This window comes from Tumidithrix elongata BACA0141 (assembly GCF_036349135.1).
GTDB classification, from domain to species: Bacteria; Cyanobacteriota; Cyanobacteriia; order Pseudanabaenales; family Pseudanabaenaceae; genus Tumidithrix; species Tumidithrix elongata.
Genome location: NZ_JAZBJZ010000063.1, coordinates 1 through 21977, shown reverse-complemented (window position 1 = coordinate 21977; position 21977 = coordinate 1). Strand labels below are relative to the sequence as shown.

The 21977-nt window shown below is 45.0% G+C and carries 18 protein-coding genes, 1 tRNA gene and 1 pseudogene; 8 read left to right on the top strand and 12 right to left on the bottom strand.

Translation table 11 applies throughout. From position 1 onward, the window contains the following. Positions 1-38: 38 nt before the first annotated feature. Positions 39-2444, top strand: a complete 2406-nt coding sequence (locus tag V2H45_RS15260) for a ComEC/Rec2 family competence protein (protein WP_330484511.1) — start codon at positions 39-41, stop codon at positions 2442-2444. A 16-nt stretch (positions 2445-2460) separates the two neighbouring features. Here the strand turns inward: V2H45_RS15260 and V2H45_RS25635 are convergent. Then, positions 2461-3006 (bottom strand): annotated as a pseudogene (locus tag V2H45_RS25635) (IS982 family transposase); the annotation flags it as partial. 449 nt (positions 3007-3455) lie between these two features. Between V2H45_RS25635 and V2H45_RS15250 the strand changes: the two are divergent. Beyond that, positions 3456-4154, top strand: coding sequence for a Uma2 family endonuclease (locus tag V2H45_RS15250; protein WP_330484510.1), 699 nt, complete (start codon positions 3456-3458; stop codon positions 4152-4154). Positions 4155-4210: 56 nt separating this feature from the next. Here V2H45_RS15250 and rimO read toward each other — a convergent pair whose 3' ends face one another. The 3 genes from rimO to V2H45_RS15235 form a co-directional block, all read right to left on the bottom strand. Next, a complete protein-coding gene (rimO, locus tag V2H45_RS15245; RefSeq protein ID WP_330484509.1) occupies positions 4211-5539 on the bottom strand; it encodes a 30S ribosomal protein S12 methylthiotransferase RimO in 1329 nt (442 codons plus the stop codon). Between the two features lie 266 nt (positions 5540-5805). Beyond that, positions 5806-9489: a PAS domain S-box protein gene (locus V2H45_RS15240; protein ID WP_330484508.1), complete on the bottom strand. Its 3684-nt coding sequence runs from the start codon at positions 9487-9489 to the stop codon at positions 5806-5808. Positions 9490-9594: 105 nt separating this feature from the next. After that, positions 9595-10530, bottom strand: a complete 936-nt coding sequence (locus tag V2H45_RS15235; protein ID WP_330484507.1) for an NAD(+) kinase — start codon at positions 10528-10530, stop codon at positions 9595-9597. A gap of 460 nt (positions 10531-10990) precedes the next feature. On the opposite strand from V2H45_RS15235, the gene V2H45_RS15230 reads away from it, so the two are divergent. The 4 genes from V2H45_RS15230 (at position 10991) to V2H45_RS15215 (ending at position 14354) form a co-directional block, all read left to right on the top strand. Further along, on the top strand, positions 10991-12034 hold the full coding sequence (locus V2H45_RS15230; RefSeq protein ID WP_330484506.1) for a hypothetical protein: 1044 nt from the start codon (positions 10991-10993) through the stop codon (positions 12032-12034). 7 nt (positions 12035-12041) lie between these two features. Beyond that, the gene (gene ruvA / locus V2H45_RS15225) at positions 12042-12680 is read left to right on the top strand and encodes a Holliday junction branch migration protein RuvA (RefSeq protein ID WP_330484505.1); all 639 of its coding nucleotides are present in this window, start codon (positions 12042-12044) and stop codon (positions 12678-12680) included. A gap of 106 nt (positions 12681-12786) precedes the next feature. Then, positions 12787-13329, top strand: a complete 543-nt coding sequence (locus V2H45_RS15220; protein WP_330484504.1) for an OmpA family protein — start codon at positions 12787-12789, stop codon at positions 13327-13329. Between the two features lie 95 nt (positions 13330-13424). Continuing rightward, positions 13425-14354: a ribonuclease Z gene (locus V2H45_RS15215; RefSeq protein WP_330484503.1), complete on the top strand. Its 930-nt coding sequence runs from the start codon at positions 13425-13427 to the stop codon at positions 14352-14354. 154 nt (positions 14355-14508) lie between these two features. On the opposite strand, the gene V2H45_RS15210 is transcribed toward V2H45_RS15215, so the two are convergent. Together V2H45_RS15210 and V2H45_RS15205 are read right to left on the bottom strand one after the other, a co-directional pair. Then, positions 14509-14775: a hypothetical protein gene (locus V2H45_RS15210; protein WP_330484502.1), complete on the bottom strand. Its 267-nt coding sequence runs from the start codon at positions 14773-14775 to the stop codon at positions 14509-14511. A gap of 324 nt (positions 14776-15099) precedes the next feature. Further along, positions 15100-15231 carry a hypothetical protein gene (locus V2H45_RS15205; protein ID WP_330484501.1) on the bottom strand — a complete coding sequence of 44 codons (132 nt, stop codon included), beginning with the start codon at positions 15229-15231 and terminating at the stop codon, positions 15100-15102. 126 nt (positions 15232-15357) lie between these two features. On the opposite strand from V2H45_RS15205, the gene rppA reads away from it, so the two are divergent. Continuing rightward, positions 15358-16026, top strand: a complete 669-nt coding sequence (gene rppA, locus V2H45_RS15200; protein WP_330484500.1) for a two-component system response regulator RppA — start codon at positions 15358-15360, stop codon at positions 16024-16026. Positions 16027-16061: 35 nt separating this feature from the next. Here the strand turns inward: rppA and V2H45_RS15195 are convergent, their stop codons facing one another. Both V2H45_RS15195 and V2H45_RS15190 read right to left on the bottom strand, forming a co-directional pair. After that, entirely contained in the window at positions 16062-16916 is an 855-nt protein-coding gene (locus V2H45_RS15195) for a cyanophycinase (protein WP_408648800.1), read from the bottom strand. A gap of 299 nt (positions 16917-17215) precedes the next feature. Then, positions 17216-17440 (bottom strand): DUF4327 family protein, encoded by a 225-nt coding sequence (locus V2H45_RS15190; RefSeq protein ID WP_408648799.1) that lies wholly within the window; start codon positions 17438-17440, stop codon positions 17216-17218. A 201-nt stretch (positions 17441-17641) separates the two neighbouring features. On the opposite strand from V2H45_RS15190, the gene V2H45_RS15185 reads away from it, so the two are divergent. Beyond that, positions 17642-17724: transfer RNA gene (locus V2H45_RS15185), tRNA-Leu, on the top strand. Between the two features lie 13 nt (positions 17725-17737). On the opposite strand, the gene V2H45_RS15180 is transcribed toward V2H45_RS15185, so the two are convergent. From V2H45_RS15180 to V2H45_RS15165, 4 genes are all read right to left on the bottom strand, one after another. Continuing rightward, a complete protein-coding gene (locus V2H45_RS15180; RefSeq protein WP_330484498.1) occupies positions 17738-18319 on the bottom strand; it encodes a hypothetical protein in 582 nt (193 codons plus the stop codon). 53 nt (positions 18320-18372) lie between these two features. Next, on the bottom strand, positions 18373-19104 hold the full coding sequence (locus V2H45_RS15175; protein ID WP_330484497.1) for a PP2C family protein-serine/threonine phosphatase: 732 nt from the start codon (positions 19102-19104) through the stop codon (positions 18373-18375). Positions 19105-19218: 114 nt separating this feature from the next. Continuing rightward, entirely contained in the window at positions 19219-20946 is a 1728-nt protein-coding gene (locus V2H45_RS15170) for an ABC1 kinase family protein (RefSeq protein WP_408648798.1), read from the bottom strand. Positions 20947-21045: 99 nt separating this feature from the next. After that, entirely contained in the window at positions 21046-21609 is a 564-nt protein-coding gene (locus V2H45_RS15165) for a DUF5684 domain-containing protein (RefSeq protein WP_330484495.1), read from the bottom strand. Positions 21610-21977: the final 368 nt, after the last annotated feature.

Genomic DNA, 21977 nt, shown 5'->3' with positions numbered 1-21977 from the left:
CCATTGCCTGAAATTTTCCTGTTTGAATGCGTGTTTGAATGAATGTACTGATCGGTCTAATTTTCTGTCTCGCCTTTATTCTTGGAGCCTATACCAGTGTTATACCGGGATGGTTAGGCGAGACTATGGTATTAGGAGTGGGTTTTGCGATCGCAATGGTTGTGCCGCTAATTTGGCGCAAAGCCCCTAAGCGTTGGGTTTGGCTGGTTGCCGCTGCGATCGCGGGTTTTGCCAGCTTTTACGTACAATTTCGCACGCCCCAACCCCAATCAGATGACATCTCAAAATTTGCACCTGCCTCTAATGTGGCTGTACAGGGAAAACTGCTAGAACCGCCCAGTTTGACCCGTAGCGATCGCGCTCGTTTGATTTTAGAAGTTCAAGGCATAAATCAGCAGGTTGAAACCTCTGAACCGCAAGAGGTCTTTGGTAATGCTCAAAATGAGACAAAGCCTAAACCAAAAGTAGAACCTAAGTTTGAGCAGGCTTCTGGCAACCTGTATGTCACGGTGGCATTGATTCAAGCAACGGGGCTGAGAGTAGGACAATCGGTAGAAATAACGGGCAGACTGTACTTACCTAGTGGGGCAAATAATCCCACCGATTTTGACTTTAAAAATTATCTCAAACGCCAAGGAGTCTTTGCAGGATTGAGCGGACGCATGTTGATCGTAAAAGATCGGGCATCTGCTTGGGGTGAGTGGTGGATCAAGAGTCGAATGGTACGCGCCCATGTCACAGGCGCAGGAATGCCACAGGGGGCGCTACTTAGCTCTCTGGTTCTGGGCAATCGTGCGGTCGATCTGCCCACCGATCTCAAAGATACATTCATTCAAGCCGGGCTGGCGGCAGTTTTGGCAGCATCGGGTTTTCAAGTGTCACTCCTGCTAGGGGCTGTGCTGCTTTTGAGCCGCGATCGCTCGCCCAAACAGCAGTTCATTCAAGGTTGTATTTGCTTATTTGCTTATGCCATGCTTACTGGTGCTAGTCCCTCGGTGCTGCGGGCAGTGGTAATGGGGCTTGGTAGTTTAGTCGGCATTCTCACCCAAAGGCGCAGTCGTCCGATTGTGGGGTTGGCGATCGCAGCAGTAATTTTGCTCCTGTATCAACCGCTCTGGATCTGGGATTTAGGATTTCAGTTTAGCTTTTTAGCTACGTTGGGGCTGGTTGCAACCGTTGAACCCATTACCAAACGCCTAGAGTGGTTGCCGCCTCTGGTTGCCGCGGCGGTGGCCGTGCCGATCGCTGCCTATATCTGGACGTTGCCCTTACAACTTTATAACTTTGGCAAAATTAGCCCCTATAGCGTTTTGGCTAATCTATTGACCACTCCCCTCGTTTCTTTCGCCACAATTGGCGGCATGATTAGCGGGATTTTGGGTGCGATCTTTATTCCCTTTGGGGCAGCAATCAGTTGGTTCATGATTCCCCCTTTACACTTCACGATCGCGATCGCCAAATGGACCAATACCTTACCAGGGGCGGCGACGAATGTGGGTACGATTTCCCTATGGCAATTGCTGGTTGGCTATGGCTTGATTTTGATGATTTGGCTAGTTCCTTGGTTGAGCAAACGTTGGATTTTAGGCATCGTTCTGACGTTGATCTTGATCTTTATTCCTAATGGCATCGCCCGCGCTACACAACTTCAGGTCACGATTTTGTCTGCGGGAGAGGTACCTGTGATGTTGATTCAAAATCAAGGACAGACCATTTTGATCAACAGCGGCGATCGCCAAGTTGCCACCTTTACACTGCTACCGATGCTGCAAAAGGTTGGGATCAATCAAATTGATTGGGCGATCTCCACCGACCCGCAGTTAGCTTTTAGCGAAGGTTGGAAAACGCTCTTGGATAGTGCTATGCCGATCAAACAGTTCCGAGATGCGGGCGTAGATGTCTACCCCAAACCCTATCAAGACTTAATTCAAGCACTATCTAGTTCCAATACGAATATTAAGAGATTGCAGCAAGGAGAAAGCGTAGAATTTTCACCCAATCTAAAATTAGAAGTCGTCAACGCATCCCCTTCGATTTTGCGCCTTGTCTTTCAAGATACGAGTTGGCTTTTGTTTGGCGATACCGATCTAAAGGCACAGCAACTTTTAGTTGATTACAGCAAGCCCGACACCCGTAAGCCTCAAGATATCGATCCAGATCCCAAGGTGCAACAACTTTTGGCAGAACGGAGAAAGATTTTATCAAACCTCAAATCCACAATTTTGTTTTGGGGAGGTGGCAAGCTCATGCCAGAAATTTTGCAAGCAATTAGACCAACGGTGGCGATCGCTTCGGCAAATAGCGTTGTCGATGAAACTGTCAGCCAAATTTATGGCATCAAAATTAGGCTCTATTGGACAGGCAAGGATGGGGCAGTTCAGTGGACGCCTGAGAATGAAATTCAAACGCTCAAGGATCAGCAAGATTCGCGATCGCCCATTTAAATAACGTGAGTTCGGGTTAAGGAGAGGGAGGTAAAGCGCACTCCACCTGCAAAGAAGGCTTTTGGGGCTGGTGACAATAAGCAATAAGACCAGAAATGATGTTGCTCAAGGCATGAATCGGAAATCGGACTACGATGACGAGAATGTTCAATTTGCGAGATATTTTTGAGTTGATCGATGATCGTTTCAATAATTGATCGCTTACGACTAAGCAACTTATCCGTTAAGCGCATCAAGCGGTTTTCATATTGCGACGAGGTTTGGCAAAGAACTCAATACCAAAGTCCTTGAACAGTTATTCTGCTAAGGCATGAGAGCCATAACCACGGTCAGCAAACACCTTGCCAAACAGTGATTTCATCAAGATAGGCACAGGCTTACCATCATTGACATTGCCAGGAGTGATTTGGATGTTCAACAACTCACCACACTCATTGACGACCAGATGTAACTTGAACCCGAAGAACCAGTTTACCGAGGTCTTCCCACGAGCAGCAATGTCTTTGAAGACCCGATGCTGATTAATTCGCCGATTATGGCAGACGTAAAGGCAGGTAGAGTCAGTGTTTTAGTCTTTTTTAGCTTATTGGTTTCTCCTTTTTTTGCCCTTTTTTCTTATCCCGAACTCACGTTAGTGTAAGTTTAATTGCTCGATAATATATAGATTTTAATCTATGTAAGCATAGTCATTTTTAGTATACTATCTATAGTTATTTTTCAAAGGTTAAAGGAGTTAAGCAAATGTCGATAACAAGATTCGTCGGTTTTATCTTCAAGTTCTACGCAGTTACAATAGGCGTTTTGGTGGTGTTCAATGCAATCTCGACGCTCAAACTCGACACTCAAAACTCACCCGATAAAAGTTTTTCAAAGCCCTCCTTAACCCAAATTTATGGGAATTTAGAATGCGAAGCTACCAAGTCCGTACTAACCTAAGCGATCGAAGAAAACTAAGACTGGGGTTTGCTAAACTAACACCAACAGATAAACCCTACTCAGTAGGCTAGATCTATGAACACCACTCTCACCACACCATCTGAGCGCATCTTACTTTCCAGCATTCGTTGGGAGACCTACCGCGCGATCGCTCGTGACTGCGAACAACAACCTCGCACCCGACTTACCTACGACCAAGGACAGCTAGAAATTCGGATGCCCTCTGACCTCCATGAAACCTACAAAAAAATATTAGGTAGAATTGTTGAAGCCATCACAGAAGCTTGTGAAATAGAGATTCGCAGCCTCGGCTCGATGACTTGCGATCGCCAAGATCTAGCCCGTGGATTAGAACCAGACCAGTGCTATTACATCCAAAATGAAGCAGCAATTTGGGGGAAAGAAAACATTGATTTACAGACCGATCCGCCTCCAGATCTGGCGATCAAAATCAATATTACCAGTAGCTCGCTCAATCGCTTCAAAATCTATGCCCTTTTGGGAATTCCTGAAATTTGGCGCTATGACGGACAAATGCTGACCATCTTTGTACTCGAATCTACAATTGATGGCAATCACTACGCAGTTTCTCAATGCAGTATCGCGTTGCCCTTCGTCAGCACCGCCGACCTACAAAGATTTCTCAATTTGAAAACCACCGTTAAAGAAAATGCCTTAATTCGCCAAGTGCGGGAATGGGCGATCGCCCAAAATATTAAATCAAAGCCCATGACGCTCCTCAAGGACTTAATCGAAATTCCTGAAAGTCTGTAAAAAGGAGATTTTGTGCTGAATCTGTTATCAGTAGAGAGCTGATCGAGGCAAAGATATTACAGAATAGTGCCAAATAGATCGTAATGGTCAGCGGCTGTAATTTCTACAGGTAACATATTGCCGAGAGAGGCTTTGCCTTGGGGATCTTTTACATAGACCACCCCATCAACATCTGGGGCAAAACGAGGCGATCGCCCGATCAGTTCGCCCGTTTCAGGATTTTCCTGCTCGATTAACACATCTACGATTTTGCCAACTTCAGCAAGGTTCTTTTTGAGCGAGATTTCCTGCTGCGCTGCCATCAGAGCATCTTGTCTCTCTTGCTTCACAGATTCTGGAAGTTGATTGGGCAGATCGAAGGCAGGAGTTCCTTCTTCTGCTGAGAAGGTAAAGACACCGACATGATCGAACTCGTGCCGTTGGATAAAGGAGAGTAAATGCTCGAACTGGGCGTCGGTTTCGCCAGGGAAGCCCACTATCAAAGTGGTTCGCATTACTGCATCGGGAAGTGCCGTTTTGATTTGTTCGATGATTTTGTCATTCACCCTTCCTTGCCAAGGGCGATTCATCGCTTTTAAGACATCAGGGTGAGAATGTTGTAAGGGCAAGTCTAAATAGGGCAAGACATTGGGTGTAGACTGCATCGCTTTAATCACTTTTGGCGTCAAACCCGTGGGGTAGGCATAGTGCATCCGAATCCAAGGCACATCAACTTCGCCCAAGGCACAGAGCAACTCTGCGAGTCGCGGCTGTCCGTAAATATCAAGACCATAGTTGGTGGTGATCTGGGAAATTAACAGCAATTCCTTGACACCTTCGCTAGCGAGGCGATGACTTTCGCTGACAATCGATTCAATGGTACGCGATCGCTGATTACCGCGTAGATGGGGAATGATGCAAAAGGCACAGCGATAATCACAGCCCTCGGCGACGCGCACATAGGCAACCGATTCGTTGGTGGTGCGATAGCGCGGTACGGTTTCATCAGCAATGTAGGTAGGTTCTTGAGAAACTTCTTTTACCCTTTCTCCCGCCTCTGCCCGTTCGATCACGTCCACGATTTTGTGATAGTCCCCCGTACCAACCAGTGCTACAGCTTCGGGAATTTCATCTAGAAGTTCTTGCTGAAAATGCTGCGCCATACAACCTGCGATCACAATCCGCTTACCCGCATCTGCAAGTTCCACAAGCGTGCGGACTGATTCCCGTCTGGCTGCGTCAATAAAGCTACAGGTATTGACAATCACATAGTCGGCTAATTCTTCGTTGCTATCGACGCCGTAGCCTGCTTGTACGAGCAAGCCCAGCATATGTTCTGTATCGACGCGATTTTTTTCACAGCCCAAGTGAGAAATTGCGATCGTTGGTTTGACCGTCTTTAGCATAAGTAAGCCCTAGATTATGATTCTTGTTGCTTTAAAAGATTTAGCTGTACTAGCTTAACAAACCTTTTAAAGAATTGAACTAAAGTCTGAACTCACCAGACCGAGATTACCTTTCTATTCTATAGCAATCCTAAATAATTTATGAGAGAGCAGGAGAGGCAAATGTAGTGTTAAAGGAAAATGATTTAAGTTGGTATTGCTGATGGACGCTCGAAAAGATAGCCTCATCTTCTTTGCAGAGGTTCAATTTCAGCCCAAAGATGATTTTATAGCGGTAAGGTCACAGTAAACGTAGTCCCAACCCCAATCTCACTTTTTACAGAAATCTTGCCATGATGAGCCTCAACATACTGCTTGACAATCGATAGTCCTAAGCCAGTCCCTTCATACATTTCAGAGTTTTTAGCCCGATAGAATGGGTCGAAAATATGTTTTTGATCCATTGGGGAAATACCAATACCGCGATCGCAAACCCGAAAAATTATATAGGCTTGTTCTGGCAAGTTAGTCTGAACTTCAGTATTTTTATGATTCACCTGTGAAGTTCTCTGATTTGACTGAGCCTTTGAAGTCACTGTAGCATGGCAATCAAGCTCCAAGATTACGGTAGTGTTTTCTGGGGAGTACTTTAAGGCATTAGATAAAAGATTAGAAAGAATGGAATCTAGAATTCGCCTATCTAAGTTAGCCTTTTGCAATTTACAGTGATTCTGATAATGAATTCTTTGTTGATTGCCTATACTTAGCAGCATTTCTGTGACGATTTGACGGCAGTACTTATCAACTTGAAGCGGCTGAGGATTGAATTCTAATTTACCAACTTCAGCGCGATTAATCGTTAAAACATTGTTCATGATAGAAACAAGACGCTTTGTACTAGATTCGATATAATTTACCTGCTTTTGGATAGACTTGTTCTCTAAAGAGGAATCGCTCCTAAGCTTCAACAGATGGGCTGCATTCGTAATTACCGCTAGCGGAGTGCGAAACTCGTGGGACATCATCGAAAAGAAACGAACCCTCAATGCGCTTATTTCCTTTTCTCTTTCTAATTCTAAGCGCAATTTCTCAGCCTGCTTCCGTTCAGTAATATCTTGTGTAATCCCATAAATTTTCATGGGTTTACCATCAGCGCCTAAGATCCCATGTCCTTTGCTATAAAGCCATTTAGAAGTGCCATCGGGAAGCAAGATTTTGTAATCAATTTCAAAGGATGAATTGGTTGCCACAGCCCCTTCCACTGCCTGTTTAAGCCTCAAACGATCTTCAGGATTAACCCGTTCCAATATTTGATTAAAACTAGGAGTGGGTTCCTCTAGCGAAAATCCCCAGATATGAAACAGTTGATCGGACCAAGTATTCCGATTGGTAACAAGCTCCCGTTCCCAATTTCCCATATGAGCAACACGTTGAGCCTCTGCCAAAGCCGCTTCACTATTACGCAATTTTTCCTCAGCTTGCTTGCGATCGCTAATATTTCTAGCAATTCCCATCACCATGGATTCGCCCTTAAACTCAAATGTCATTCCAGCTACTTCAACGGGAAATTCTGAGCCATCCTTTCTAACATGAATGACCTCAAACACAAAATGCTTTCCATCTGGACTTTTTACAGATTTAGGACAGTTTGTATGGAAGTAGGGTGGAATGATGTCGCGAGGAGACTTTGCTAATAATTCTTCTCTAGTATAGCCAAGGCTACGGCAGGCAGAATCATTCACCTCAAGAAACTTGACGTCTGACCCCTGTGGATACACAAAGACGGAATCTTCGATCGCATCAAAGAGTATACGGTATTTTTCTTCGCTTTCCTTAAGGGCTTGCTCGGCTTGCTTGCGATCGCTAATATCGCGGACGATCACCAGTACTTCCTCCTCACCATAGGGAGCAACACGCACTTCCTCATAGACAAGCCTACCAAACTTAGGGATCTGATGTTCGTAAACTTGAACTTCACCTGTAGCGATCGCGCGATCGAAAATCTGTACCTGCTCAACTAAAATCTCTGGTGGTAAAACTTCAGAGATGTGCTTCCGAACGGGTAAATACTCACATTCGTTGAGCGTAGAAGGGGCAGATGGCATTATACATTCTAAACAGCTACCATCACGCTTTAGCAGTAAAAGCAGGTCAGGGAGGGTATTGAGAATAGCCCGATTGCGAGCTTCACTCTTGCGTAGCGCTTCCTCAATCTCTTTGCGCTTGCTAATATCATGGGCAAAAGCCATAATGGCAGGCTTTCCGTTATAGTCAAACAGATTTGCTCTAACTTCTACGGGAAATTTCCTGCCATCTTTACTAACGTGAGTCGTTTCAAAAAAGGCTTGTTTGGTTGACAAGAGTTTCTCAATCACTTTAAGCCCAGGGAAATGATCGACTTCTGGCGGAACGATATCCTGAGGTGACATTTGCAAAAGTTCTTCTCGAGTATAGCCTAAACATTCACACGCAGCCTCATTCACTTCAAGAAAGACCTCTGCCCTAAGTTCGGGGTTTAATCGATGCACAAATACGGCGTCATCTTTGCTATTAAATAGAACCTGATATCTTCTTTCGCTCTCTCGTAAAGCTTCTTCGGCTTGTTTACGGCTAATTGCCATGCCAACATAGGAGGCGATCGCTTTGCCTAACTGGATCTCCTCATCAGAAAAGTTATAGGGGCGATCGTAATAAAAAGCGATTTCTCCTAGGGTGCGATCTTGGTGGATCAACGTGAAAACGCCAAGGCTTCTAAATCCCTCTGCCCGAATTGCTTCGCGCAAAGGCGCTAGTTCTGGCTTGAGTTCTATATCTGGGATGATTCTTGGTGCAGTGTTTCGGGGGCTAAAATGTTCCATGAAAAAACTTTCAGCAATTTGCTGGTAGCCTTTACTGATCCCATCGGTTAACTGGTAACGAATATGACCTTGCTCGTCTTGCATTAAAATAGCAGAGCGATCGGATTGGAAGATCTTCCTAACTGAGGCGATCGCAACAGCATATACTTGATCGAGCGTAGAAGCTTGATTTAGATCGAATGCCATTTGATAGGTCATTTCAAGTCGCTCAAGATGCCTTCTTAATTTTGCTTCTATTCGTCCTCGTTCCTCTAAGGCATTGACAAGTTGAGAATTTACCGTAAGGAAATCTTCTGTATGTTGTCTAAATCTTGCTTCGACTTCCTGATTTAGGCGGTGTAATTGCATTTCTGTTCGCTTGCGATCGCTAATATCCCTAGCTATCCAAGTAACGGTATCTTCTGATATAGGAGAAATCGTTGTAGAAAACCAAACTTCTTGTCCTCTTATCGATAAGACATATTCGATGGTTTTGGCTGTTTGTGTGTCAGCAGTCTCACAAATTTCCCGTAAAAAGTAATCAGCAAGATGTTGGGGTAAGACTTCGTGTAGTGTTTTATTTGATTTGTTATGTAGATGGTTGTCTAGTTCAGAATGCGCTGACAAGACTTCAAGATAACGCCCTTCCCTATTCATTACAAAAATAAAATCCTCCATCCCAGCGAACAGATTATAGATTTCTGCGTCTGAGCTTCCGAGTGGCTTATTTCCCCGATCTAAGACCTGCTCTAAAACAATGACAAAGCCCATTAAGGAACCTCGATTATTCTTGATTGGGCTCACTTTGCAACGAATGGGAATCTCGTTGTGCTCGCGATCGATCAAAACAAGCTCGTCGATCGCCCAATCAACCTTATGAGAATGAGATTTTGTGAGAAGACCCGTAATGTGTTGTCCTAACTTGCGATCAGCAATTTTGAGGGATTTCTCTAAAGGTTTGCCAACGCTTTCAGAACTTGATACTCCTATCAAAGCTTCTGCTACAGGATTAATCTGCGTAACTAGCCCTTGCGCATCTGTACTAATCACACCACTTGGAATGCTCGACAGCAAAGTCTTGAGCATTAATTCCTGCTCTTTTAATTGTCGTGTCACAGCCGATGATATTTGCATCTTTACTCTTTTCCTTTAACTAATATTTTGCTGTAAATCTTTCCTCAACTTAGTTCACTTAAACTGCCACATTTTCATGCTGTGTTACTGGTTTTATTGGTTTTACTAGGCTTTTTCCTGACGATGGTGATTTTGGTAGCGTACTCTTGCCCCCATCCACAAAAGCTTCTCCCGCAATGCACGATAAAATGAATAATCTTCCCCCAGCACAATAAACTGCGCTTCGCATTCTGCCATCCGAATATCAACTTTTTGCCCTGGCAAAACGGAAGTTGCTAGCACCCCATCCATCCAAAGTTTCATGGTCAGATCGTCATTTCCCAGAGGCCAAACGCTTACCCTTAGCCTTGGCGGTAAAATGATCGTGCGACTAGAAAGACTGAGCGGACAGATTGGGGTAATCGTGATCGCGTTCATGCTCGGGTGTAAAATTGGCCCATTCGCCGCCACAACATAGGATGTGGAACCCGTTGGCGTAGCTATTAGTAAACCGTCCCCGTGATATTGATCGACTATCTCTCCATCTATCTCTAATTCTAACGAGGCTGTCATCATGCGATCGGGTGATGCTGGCTTTACACACATCTCATTGAGGCACAGAAAAGGCCCGCAATTTTGTCCTGCCACATTACCTAGACTCGGTGCTACGGTTACGACTTGGGCTTGTAGCATCATGCGTTTTTCGATCGCAAAGCGATCAGTAAGCAACCTTTGCCAAATTTCTTGGGTATCTTGACATTGTTCGCTTGGTTGGGTGAGAAATCCTAGGTGTCCACCCGTATTGATTGCCAAAATGGGGACTGATAACGGAGCCAAATATCTTGAGGCTCCTAACGTGGAGCCGTCTCCGCCTAAAACAACTGCCAGATCGATATCGTGCATTGACTCGATAAAAACAGGGTAAGGATTATCATTAGCGCCGCTAGGTCCCATTAAAACTTTACTGCCTAGGCTTTCTAGTTCATCACTACATCGCTCTGCCCAGGCTTTGCTAATGCCACTACCTGCTTTATACGCAACAATCGCTTTGTTTATTTTCACAGTGTTGAATTAAATAAAAATTTTTATGACTTAAACCAAGTACCAACTTCAATTGAATTTGCAGCAGGGATTTGAATTTCGCTTTACGCCTAGTTTTTTAAGTGATATGGATTTCGTTTTTCCAGACTGCCTTTGCGCTTAACGTTCACCAAATCTTAGAGGTTTGCTTAATCAATCCAACACTATCGGATCTTCGGATCTATGGCATCTTTAACTTCTGATTTAACTCCGATAAATTGGTTATATCAAATTATGTAAACTGGTAGTTTCAGTATCTTTTGATACAGATTTTTGTTTTGAGGCTTCTTGCTTTTTACCTTTCCAGTGCAAACCCTTGAAGCCACTGACTTAAATGATTACATTTTGTCTATTTTTTTCAGAAACAGTTAGCACAAAAATCAGATTTTAAGCTACTATTTGCCCATAGTTGGTTGTGTCGTTTTTAGGTTAAGGGCAACTCATGAGCCAGTCTGAATTTGGTAATCTATCGGCATCAGAATCAGAATCTAAGCTAGACGTTATTGCTTCCTCCTCTGAGCAAAAGATAGCTGATCGAAAGATATTAGAGCAACAAGTAATCTCATCTCTTGAAACCGATCGATCTCCAGTTACAGCTTCCTTAGATTCTCAACATGAAAGCCAAGCACCCGATCTTCAAAGCTGTCATGCCAGAAACGAACAAATTCATGTGTTGTTATATCAGGCTCAAGAGCAACTCGTGCTATCGCAACAGGTGATTGAGTGTCAAGAGGCCTTGACTCAAACCTTACAAAAACGCATCGAACAACTCGAACACGATCTGCAAATCAAGTCAGCGCTAATTGAGCAAGCAAATTCAAATTGTGATGAGTTGAAAGAGCGACTAAAGCGACAACAGCATCGGAATTCCCAGTTAAAGGCTGCCTATGAGAAGCGACTGGATATTGAAGCAGAATCGCTCAAAGAAGAGATTCCGTTGATGGAGTCTTGGGCGGTAGCTAAGCTGGCTGAAGAGAAAATTAATCCTATCCCAGCACCACACAATGACGAAGCGCTGCAAAACGTCGTCCAAATTATGCCCGTTGCTCAAGAACCTATTCCTGCGATCGCTGCCCTCAACCCAAATTCTCCAAAATTAGACGCCATCAAGCTTAATGTAAATCGCTCTTCTTCCAATCTTTCTACTCCCATCCCCTCACTGCCTGAGTTTGGGCTTTTAGATGAGCCTTTACCTAAGCGTGCGATCGAAACAGCAGAGGCAAGCACGAAGGAATCTATCAAGCCAGAGAACCCAGAACGAGAAAGTCTGGATCGGGCAAGCCTCAATCAACATGCCTATCAACCCAAGCTCTTGTTGTCACAGGTATCTATGCCTAAGTTTATGCAAGTCCTCTCCGATGCGAGTGTAGAGCCACCCGACCAAGACCTTGAACCCACCTCAGCCACGATCTCCAACAAACGCAATACGATTTCTTCTCTCGCTGCGGTTAAACTGCCTCAGTTTCCTCCCCTGAGACGACCATGAGGCGCTCATGATTGGTTATTTGCGTGGGGCGATCGCTGCATGTAGAGCGGCAGAGTCACCCCGTAAGGCTCCTGTCTGTTTTTGGCTCACCCTTGACGTGCAAGGTGTTGGCTACGACCTACAGGTAACGGCTAGCGCTGCAAGCGGCTTATCTACGGTCGGTGAAATTGTCCAAATCTTTACGCATTTACAAACTCGCGAAGACCAGATGGTTTTGTTTGGTTTTCCCACCTTAGCCGAGCGCGATCTGTTTCGCCAGCTAATCAGCGTCACGGGAATCGGTACGCAGGTAGCAATGGCATTGTTGAATAGTTTGGGTATTCAGGATCTAGTTAGAGCGATCGTTACAGGCAATACCCGCGTACTCAGTCTCACCCCAGGGGTAGGCAGCAAGACAGCCGAGAGATTAGCGCTTGAGTTAAAATCTAAGCTGGCGGATTGGCGTATTGCCCAAGTCGGTACCATAAGTTCAGCCGTGACCGTCGTCCAAGAAGAACTAGAGATGACCCTGCTTGCTTTAGGCTACACGCCAACCGAGATTGGTGCGGCACTGAGGGCGATTTCTACTTCTTCGGCACTGATTCAGTCACAGGACGTCGAACCTTGGCTTAAAGCTGCGATCGCATGGCTAAGCCAGCAGTCATAATTCATGATTTTTTTGCAAAGAATGAATAGGGTTTACACGAAACAGCCTATGATTGCCTAGTAATTTGGCTGGTATTACATGGGATTGCAGTACAGAGGTGTGAAAAATGGCAGAAAAAGCAGTTAGACCTATGGCTGAGGACAGCAGATCCATAAGCACTGAACGTCCATTGGTTACCTTTTTGCTACGTTCTCTGTTTTTGGGCATTGGGGGCATGGTTACCGCACTTCTAGGCATAGCGATCGCCATGTGGCAACCAGCATGGATTTGGCAACCCTCATCCCCAAACTTTGGTTTTAAAAAGCAGCAATTTACCCTCACCGCTGATGCCCTGTTCGATCAGGGTAAAGCCGTAATTCGACCAGAAAGCTCTAAGCTGCTTGATGAAATTGCCGCCCAGTTACCGATGAGCGCAGGCAAAAGTGTAAGAATTATGGGGCATCTAGATGCAGGGAATAGTGAAAATGGGGCTTTGGCATTATCGTATTTGCGTGCCGCCGCAGTAGAGTCTTACTTAATGCGCTTACGTGGCGAACAGACCTATCATTGGATTGCGATCGGCTTTGGCTCAAGTCGTCCTCTGACTCCAAATGACAGTAGCAATAGCCGTAAAACTAATCGTCGCATTGAAATTGTTGTCGATGATTAATCAAGAATATCCGTTGTCAGTCACTCGTAAAGCGGCTACCGGCGTTCAGCTTTTCTGTCCATTACTGACAACTGCCCCATAAACACTGACTATTTATGCAGATCACTTTTCTTGGTACTAGCTCTGGGGTTCCCACACGCAGCCGTAATGTCTCAAGCATTGCCCTGAGATTGCCCCAACGAGCAGAAGTATGGTTGTTTGACTGTGGTGAAGGCACGCAGCACCAACTTTTACGCAGTGATGTCAAAATTAGCCAGATCAGTAAAATTTTTATCACCCACATGCATGGGGATCATATTTTTGGCTTAAGCGGACTGCTAGCAAGCTGCGGCATGGCAGGTAATGTCAGTCGCATGGATATTTATGGGCCAACAGGACTTGCGGACTACCTTGATGCTTGCCTGCGCTACAGCGAGACGCGCCTAGCTTACACGCTCAAGGTTCATAAAATTAAGCCCGGTCTGGTATTTGCAGATGACGAATTTTCCGTGAGTTGCGCGCCGCTCAAACATCGCGTTACAGCCCACGGTTACAGAATTGAAGAAAAAGATCGTCCTGGTAAGTTTGACGTGCAAAAAGCGATCGCTTTAGGAATTCCCTCAGGTCCAATCTTTGGACAGCTAAAGCAGGGCAAAACGGTGACCTTGCCCGACGGTCGTCAGTTTGATGGCAAAGACTTTTGTGGGGAGCCACAGGCAGGGCGAAAGGTAGTTTATTGCACGGATACAATTTATTGTGACAGTGCCGTAGAACTCGCCAAGGGAGCCAATGTTCTGATCCATGAGGCTACGTTTGCCCATCAGGACTCAGATATGGCCTATCAGAGACTCCACTCCACAAGCACGATGGCGGCGCAAGTCGCGCTCAATGCTGGGGTAAATGACTTGATCATGACCCACTTTAGCCCTCGTTACGCCCCAGGCAATGCTTTACAGCTTGACGACCTACTTAAAGAAGCCCGCTCGATCTTTGCGAATACCCACTTAGCCCATGATTTTATGAGCTTTGAGGTCGATGCAAAATAATCCTTGCTTTCTAGTCTGGAATCGGTAATTCTTTCAAGGAAATGCAATTCCCCTTTAGATTACAAACTGTCGAGGGGTAGGCATTGGGGCACTACCCCTACCAAAGTCGATCGCCCTTACAGATACAGAATAGGACGAAGTTTTAGATGGATGATTAGACTGTTTCTAAAACCTTGGTTTCGAGATTGACAAACTGACGATCGTACTCAAACTCATGCTCTGCTTCGATCAGCTCAGAATCAGATTGAGCTAAAACTAGAACATTTTGGGTTGGTAATAATTTCCCCTTCATGGCAAGCACGATCGCGGTCGCAAAGCAACTCAAACTAATTCCAGCAGAAATTAGAATGTAAAGATTCAAATTTGGATGATTTGAAAGCTCTAACATGGATAAATAAAGCGGTTGGAAGATTTCTTGCATAGAAAAAAATTTGTAGAGCAATGATTATTGGTTTAGCACGATCCCCATTTTTCTACTACCCCCAGATAATAAAAGTTAAGCCTAATATGTTCGTTTGTTGCGATATACCATCAAATAATTAAGCAAATAACTAATAAAAATTCACTGTTTACTAAGCTCAGAGTCACTTTCTTAGTCCTAAAGACTCTTGATAGTAAATACTCATATTTTTATTGAGAAAATGAATGCGATCCCCAGTATAAATTAGGGATTTGAAATGTTTCGGTCGAAATAATTTATATCATCATGCTGGAATTGTGACGAATTCCCATCGTTTTGTCTGACTTAACTACTGAAAAACTGCTGAATAGCCTGTAAATAAGAATGTCCTGGTTCGTAAATTCTGGCATGTTCGGCATTCGGCACTAAGAATAGCTGTTTTCGAGTTGGGGCAAGTTCGTAGAGTTTCTGACTCATATTCTCTGGAATGCCACTATCGTTGAGTCCGTGAATAGTATTTTGTTATGTTTTTGACACTACCCATAGGTTTTAACATAGTCAATGGCTGATGAATTAAGACGTATTTAAAACGGTAGAGAGCCCATGCGCGTACTTTTGGTTGATGATGAAGTGGAGCTAGCCGAGCCATTGCAACGACTGCTGACCAACCAAGGCTATATTGTCGATATTGCCCACGATGGGACTAGGGGACTAGAGTTAGCCCAAACGGGGGGATATGACCTATTAATTTTAGATTGGCTGATGCCAAAGCTATCGGGGGTTGAGATTTGCCGTCAGTTGCGCCAACAGGGAGACAGCACGCCAGTCTTATTTCTTACCGCCAAAGACACCCTAGACGATCGCGTCGAAGGGCTAGATAGTGGCGCAGATGATTATTTAGTGAAACCCTTTGAATTACGGGAGTTATTGGCAAGGGTCAGAGCATTGCTGCGGCGATCGCCCGTCGTGGAAACCCGTCGCTTGATTTTTGCCGATCTAGAGCTAGATCGCGATAGCCAAGTTGTTTACCGTAAGGGTGAAGCGATCGCCCTGTCTGAAAAGGAATATCAGTTGCTCGAATACTTTATGCGCCATGCCAATCAATTACTCAGCCACGATCAAATCTATCGACATCTTTGGCAAGATAGCTCAGATGCCCCAGTCAGTAATGCCCTTGTTGCGCAAATTCGGCTATTGCGCCGCAAGATCGACACAGACGCATCCTCTTCCCTGATTCATACGGTTTATGGCAAGGGCTATCGCTTCGGATAAAGCCGACCTAGAGCCGACCTAAAGCCAACTGAAAGTTAAGTAATTGAATTCATGGCAGTGCGTTTGAGTAGATGATATCTGCCACCTGCCCCAAGAATATGCACGCGCAAATTATGAATGGTTAAGGGTGCAGTATCGCTAACCCAAAGCTGGTTGCTATAGGACACTTCACCAGGATCGACTACCGTAACTGTGCCACGACCGATCACTTTCATGACATTATCTAGCTCAAAGATGGCGGCTGTGTCTTCGTCAATTCCCACACCCAACTTATCGGGATGGGCAGCGATCGCTGTCATCAGACGCGCCATGCGATTGCGGTTGTGAAAATGCTGATCGACAATAATTTCGGGCAAAATCCCCAAGCCCGTGCTCATATTGACCATTTCTTTATGGGGAGACTCACCGCTGCCACCACCAGAGATCATGTGGTAGCCCATTGCGGCAGCACCAGCACTGGTTCCAGCTAAAACAATTGTGCCTTTGTTAATTCTTTCTTTGATCGCAAATGCCATCGGGGTTTCAGCAATTAGCCCACAGAGACGCAATTGATCGCCACCTGTCATAAAAAAACCAGTAAAGCGATCGACCAACTCTTCAGCTTCTTCGGCTGTCTGCTTGGGGCGCTCGCGAATATCTAGAACCTCGACAAATTCGGCACGCAGCTCAGTAAAGATCTGATGGTAAATGCGACCGATAATGTCAGGCTCGCGCGAAGCACAAGGGATGATCGCGATACGTGCTGAGGAGCCGCCAGAGTTTTCTACAAAGGCTTTGAGTATTTTGCGATCTTGGACTTTATCCTCACCACCACCAATCACCATTACCGCAGATTTGATTGCTTGAGACATGCCCCTTTCCAATGCCACTTCTTGCTCTAAGTTCAGCATACTAGCAGATTCATCGACAAACTGTTTCAAGCGTTCTATTTGCTTGAAGTCTTGTGTCGATTTTTGCTCTGGCTTACTCCTCAAGGCGGTGTGCTCCCTTCGATGCTGACAAAATTTGGTGAAAACTGCTTGGGCATTCCATTAAATCATTCTATCGATTTGATGACAATCCAAGTACTAGTTATACGTGATGACGACAACTAGAAACTGCAATGAGAAATACTTTCTCTATAAAAGTTTAAATCTTAAAAGCCCCAATCTCGCACTCTAAATCTGAGAAATCCAGATTGAAATCTAGTTTAGTCGCAGGACCAATCTTCTTGACTGACTAAATCGCAGATGCGATCACGTAGTAAAAACTGGTTCATTTCTAGCTCTTGCTCGATCTGACACCATTCTCGATCTGGGTAAAATCGGCACAGTGCATGGATTGGTTGATGACGATTGAGACTGCCACTCTCAACTAGGTGTCTAGCTTCATCACGGATAGCACCAATGGAATACTGAAGAGACTGTACTATCATAAAAGGCCTCTACTTCTGTTTGAAGTTTAGTTGTCTGTTACTAAATATACAAATATTGCCTATTCTCGCACAAATTCCTCAGATCTGCTCAGGATATAACCGAGCTTCATAGAAATGTAAGCTTTTGACTTAATTCCCCTATGAATTCTGTTAGAAAACTTGCCAAGTGGTCGATCAGTTAGTGTAGAATATCAAAGCTTTGGGGGTGTGGCGGAATGGTAGACGCTACGGACTTAAAATCCGTTGACCGCAAGGTCGTGTGGGTTCAAGTCCCTCCACCCCCATTAAACCAATGTGTTAAAGAGTTTTAGCAAAACGCTTTTGTAAGTCGTAAGCCTCTTTTTCCATCTTGTTACGCACGTAGATCTGTCCTGCTCGGCGAAATTCGATAAAGTAACGATAACCAAACTGATCGAAACCGCCTAATTGCTCGCACTGGCGTGCGTGAACCATTTCATGCGCCAAGATCATTAGCTGAATTGGGTCGTCGGGCTTATAGGCATCGCGTAAATAGATCCGATCGCAGTAGGTTTGTGCTGCCGACTCCACGGAACCAAAGCGCACGGCTCTCCCTCCAACCACCCACTGATCCATCATTGTGGCGCTATAAACCACAGATACGCGATCGATCAGATCGATAAAATAGCGACGCAGATAGCGTTTTTGAGAATTACTTAAAGGATAGCTTTGCCCGTTGCGCGATCGCATGGTTTTGGCAGCCGCCTGATAGGCAATCGAACCAGCCTGCCCCCAAGCTTCTTCGACAAAGGTATCTTTTGCCTCAAGGGACATAAAAATACTGCCATCGGAAAAGAATAGGGTGGCAATCAATGCTGTAAGTGTAATTAGCAAAAAACTAATTCGACGGAGGCGATTCATGGGCGATCGGGTCCTCAACGAAAAAGCTACTCAGAAGGTGGGAAAGATCGGATTTAATCGGATAGCTCGTTGGATATGATAACGACCGTAATATTGTCTCTGCCCCCTCTTAGTTTAGCCGCTTCAACCAAGGCTTTTGCTGCCTGCTGACAAGAGCGAATGGATTTAAGATGGTAGGCAATTCGATCGTCACTTAGCTCTTCGGTGAGACCATCACTACAGATTAACAAGCGATCGCCTGGGTGAATATCGATTTGTGCGGCTTCGATCGGCTTTAGGTCTTCTCTGCCCAAACATTGCAGTAACATATGCCGCCAAGGATGCGATCGGGCATCATTAGGATTCACTGCCCCAGTTTGAACTGCTCTGGCAATCCAAGTATGATCGTCGGTGATTTGTTCGAGCTTTGCACCTCTGAGCCGATACAGTCTCGAATCACCAATGTGACAGTACCAAGGTTGAGCGTCCTTAAAAATAACGATCACAACCGTTGTGCCCATATCCCCCCGAATTGGGTGGGCATTCTGATCGGCAACGATCGCTAAATTTGCTTTAGAGATTGCTTGATGTAATAACTGCTGGGGTGTCTCACCTTGATCCCAAGCAATTTCTAGATAGGCGCGAATTTCTTGGGTAGCAATGCGACTAGCTTCTTCACCGCCAGCGTGTCCTCCCATACCATCAGCCACTACAAAAAATCGTCCTTCAGGATCGATGTAGTACGAGTCTTGGTTAGCGGATCGGACACAACCTGTGTCAGTTTCTCCTGCAAAAAGTCGCTTCATGTTGAGCAGTTGACTTGACTTAACTATTAGGTGATCTGAAATAGCTTATAGAAACATAGATCGAAAATAGGCATTTCAAAATATAAGCTTAAGAAATCAATGCAAAAAATATATCTAAAACATACGTTCGACCCGATCCATGCGAATTAAGAGTCTGAATAGGGCAACGATAAAAAATCCTGCGATCGCGGCAGCAAATCCAGCAACCCAACCCCAGCCATTTACCAACAGAATCGTAGCAGACAAAATCAATGTTGCGCTCAAAATCGCGTAAATTGCTCCAACTCCGACCGTACTGAGTCGCCGCAACATCCGATCGGTTTCTTGCGATCGCACCCTCAGCCGAATATCGCCCCGTTCTAGTTTGGCAATCGTATCTTCGATTTTGCGCGGTAAGCTAATGGCAGAGCTACCCACTTGAGCGGCCTGTCGGCTCAACTCCCCAAAAAAAGTTGCCGACAAACTACCAGGATCCTTTGAACTTCCATTTTCCATGAGATCTGTAGCAAAAGGTTTTGCTACCTCCATAAAGTTAAAATTGGGGTCAAGTCCCTTTCCCAAGCCTTCTAACGTGGAAAGCGCACGCATGACAAAGGTAAAGGTGGCTGGAAATCGAAATGGTTGATCGTAGGCGATTTCATAGAGATCGTCACTTATGGCAGCGATCGACTGAGTTTCAAAGGGTTTTCCCATGAAATTGTCGAGCATATACTGCACCGATCGCCTGACGGGGCCAAGATCGCCAGATACTTCCAGTGCACCCAACTCGACCAATGAGGCAATTACCTCGTCGGCATTTTTTTGAGCAATGCCAAAAAAAGTCCGCAGTAATTTTGCTTTGGTAATCGGCTGAATTTGCCCCATCATACCAAAATCGTAAAAAATCAAGTCTCCGCTGCTAGTAACCGCTAAGTTCCCCGGATGGGGATCGGCATGAAAGAAGCCATGATTGAGCAGTTGCTGAAGATAAGACTCTGCCCCGATTTTGGCGATCGCTTTGCGCTCTATTCCTGCCGCTTCTAAAGCCTCATAGTTGCTGACCTTAATTCCTGGGGCATATTCTAAAGTCAGCACCCGTCGCGAGGTATAACGCCAGTAGACTCTAGGCACAATAATGCGGCGATCGCTCTTGAAATTACGACGAAAGGTGTCCGCATTTCGCCCTTCATTGAGATAGTCAGCCTCTTCATAGAGAATGCGCCGACATTCTTCGTAAATGCCTACCCAATCTCGCCCACGCCCGTAACGAGGATGGGCTTGAAAATATTGAGCGATGCGGCGCAAAATAGCCAGATCGATCGCAAATAATTTGAGCAACCCAGGGCGTTGCACCTTGACGACCACTTCCTCGCCTGAGTGAAGTTGGGCTTTATGTACCTGTCCGAGGCTGGCGGCGGCGAGTGGAACCGTATCAAAAAAGTGATACATGTCCGCGATCGGTTTGCCAAGCTCCAGCTCTATGATGCGCCTGGCTTTTTCGTAGCTAAATGCAGGAACTTTATCTTGTAATTTTGATAGTTCTTCTACGGACTCAGTCGGCAAGATGTCAGCGCGTGTAGACAGAAGCTGTCCCACCTTAATAAAAGTGGGACCAAGTTGTAACAGAGATTCCCGCAACCAAATTGCCCGACTGCGCGTGCGATGCTTAACTTTTCGCTCGGTCTTGCCGCCGATATAGCTCCACTTTTTATTATCCAGCCAGATCATCCACAAAAAAGTCAGAACGGTGCGCCAGATATCAATCGTGCGCGCTAATTGCGAGTAGTTATCTCGACTCCACCGATAGTTGGGCTCACGATGTTTAGATACCCGATGTTTGGATTCTGAGGACAAAACAGGCACAGTTCCTACAAAGATGATGAAGCACCTACTAAAATTTGAAGTGCAACAAACCTTTACATTCTAACTTGATTCTTAGCGGTTCGTTATAGATTCATCAGGCTAAGAAAATGCCAAAACGCCAAAATATGCAAACGCGCCAATAATTGGCACAAATAAAAGTAGCAAGATCAAAAGCGGAGATTTATTCAGCCTTTCAGGAATAGCAATGAATACAAGGATGGCAATTATAAAGCTGACGATCGGGATAAAGAAGAGAACTGTCCACCAACCTGGCTTATTGGCACATTTAACAAGGGTATAGAGACTAGCGATCGGAACCCAAGCTAGCCAAGCATTGGGGACATCTAGCTTCTCAGCAATTTTCATAAGACAATAGGACACAAATAGATAAGTAAGCAGTGACACAATGCCGACGATCCATAGCACGGGTCCCAGCACTGCCATAACTTCAGCTTCAGTCAGGGTTCGAGTCGTAGTTGTAGGCTCTGGGGTTGCATCAACTGTAGGAGCCGTTTGAGGATCGCTGCTTTGAGCAATTTGAGTTTGAGCTAACGAGGGGTTTGAAGAAACTGGCGAAGTCTGAGCTGGGATAGAGGTGGCTTGTGAGAATGCGGGTAAAAGCGAGAAATGAGGCAAACTCGTTGCTGCAAAAAAAGTAGCCAAACATAGGATTAAGCTACCTATGATTGATATTAATTTTTTAGAGCGATACTTTTTGGTTGTGGTCACTTAGATATCCTCACGCGTAATAATTTAAACTCATTTGTGAGAGTTTAAATCTTGATTTTTTAAGGTTATCAATAGTAACTAGTAGGTTGTCAATATTTTTTGAGGGATAGAGTAATTCCTTGATTAATCTTAAAACTAGTACATTAATAAATACGAGTTTTTCAACTAGGAATGATTAGGTTAAAGGGCGCCCCTCACTGTCAGGCAATTTATCTATAATCAACATAATAAAGTCGATTAATGCCCAAATAAGTAGGTAGGCATGGAAATGCCAATATATGTAAATATAGATTAAGCAATAA

Coding starts and splice junctions, on each gene's coding strand:
- V2H45_RS15260 (WP_330484511.1), top strand. CDS start 39: ATGAATGTACTGATCGGTCTAATTTTCTGTCTCGCCTTTATTCTTGGA.
- V2H45_RS15250 (WP_330484510.1), top strand. CDS start 3,456: ATGAACACCACTCTCACCACACCATCTGAGCGCATCTTACTTTCCAGC.
- rimO (WP_330484509.1), bottom strand. CDS start 5,539: ATGCTAAAGACGGTCAAACCAACGATCGCAATTTCTCACTTGGGCTGT.
- V2H45_RS15240 (WP_330484508.1), bottom strand. CDS start 9,489: ATGCAAATATCATCGGCTGTGACACGACAATTAAAAGAGCAGGAATTA.
- V2H45_RS15230 (WP_330484506.1), top strand. CDS start 10,991: ATGAGCCAGTCTGAATTTGGTAATCTATCGGCATCAGAATCAGAATCT.
- ruvA (WP_330484505.1), top strand. CDS start 12,042: ATGATTGGTTATTTGCGTGGGGCGATCGCTGCATGTAGAGCGGCAGAG.
- V2H45_RS15220 (WP_330484504.1), top strand. CDS start 12,787: ATGGCAGAAAAAGCAGTTAGACCTATGGCTGAGGACAGCAGATCCATA.
- V2H45_RS15215 (WP_330484503.1), top strand. CDS start 13,425: ATGCAGATCACTTTTCTTGGTACTAGCTCTGGGGTTCCCACACGCAGC.
- V2H45_RS15210 (WP_330484502.1), bottom strand. CDS start 14,775: ATGCAAGAAATCTTCCAACCGCTTTATTTATCCATGTTAGAGCTTTCA.
- V2H45_RS15205 (WP_330484501.1), bottom strand. CDS start 15,231: ATGAGTCAGAAACTCTACGAACTTGCCCCAACTCGAAAACAGCTATTC.
- rppA (WP_330484500.1), top strand. CDS start 15,358: ATGCGCGTACTTTTGGTTGATGATGAAGTGGAGCTAGCCGAGCCATTG.
- V2H45_RS15195 (WP_408648800.1), bottom strand. CDS start 16,916: ATGCTGAACTTAGAGCAAGAAGTGGCATTGGAAAGGGGCATGTCTCAA.
- V2H45_RS15190 (WP_408648799.1), bottom strand. CDS start 17,440: ATGATAGTACAGTCTCTTCAGTATTCCATTGGTGCTATCCGTGATGAA.
- V2H45_RS15180 (WP_330484498.1), bottom strand. CDS start 18,319: ATGAATCGCCTCCGTCGAATTAGTTTTTTGCTAATTACACTTACAGCA.
- V2H45_RS15175 (WP_330484497.1), bottom strand. CDS start 19,104: ATGAAGCGACTTTTTGCAGGAGAAACTGACACAGGTTGTGTCCGATCC.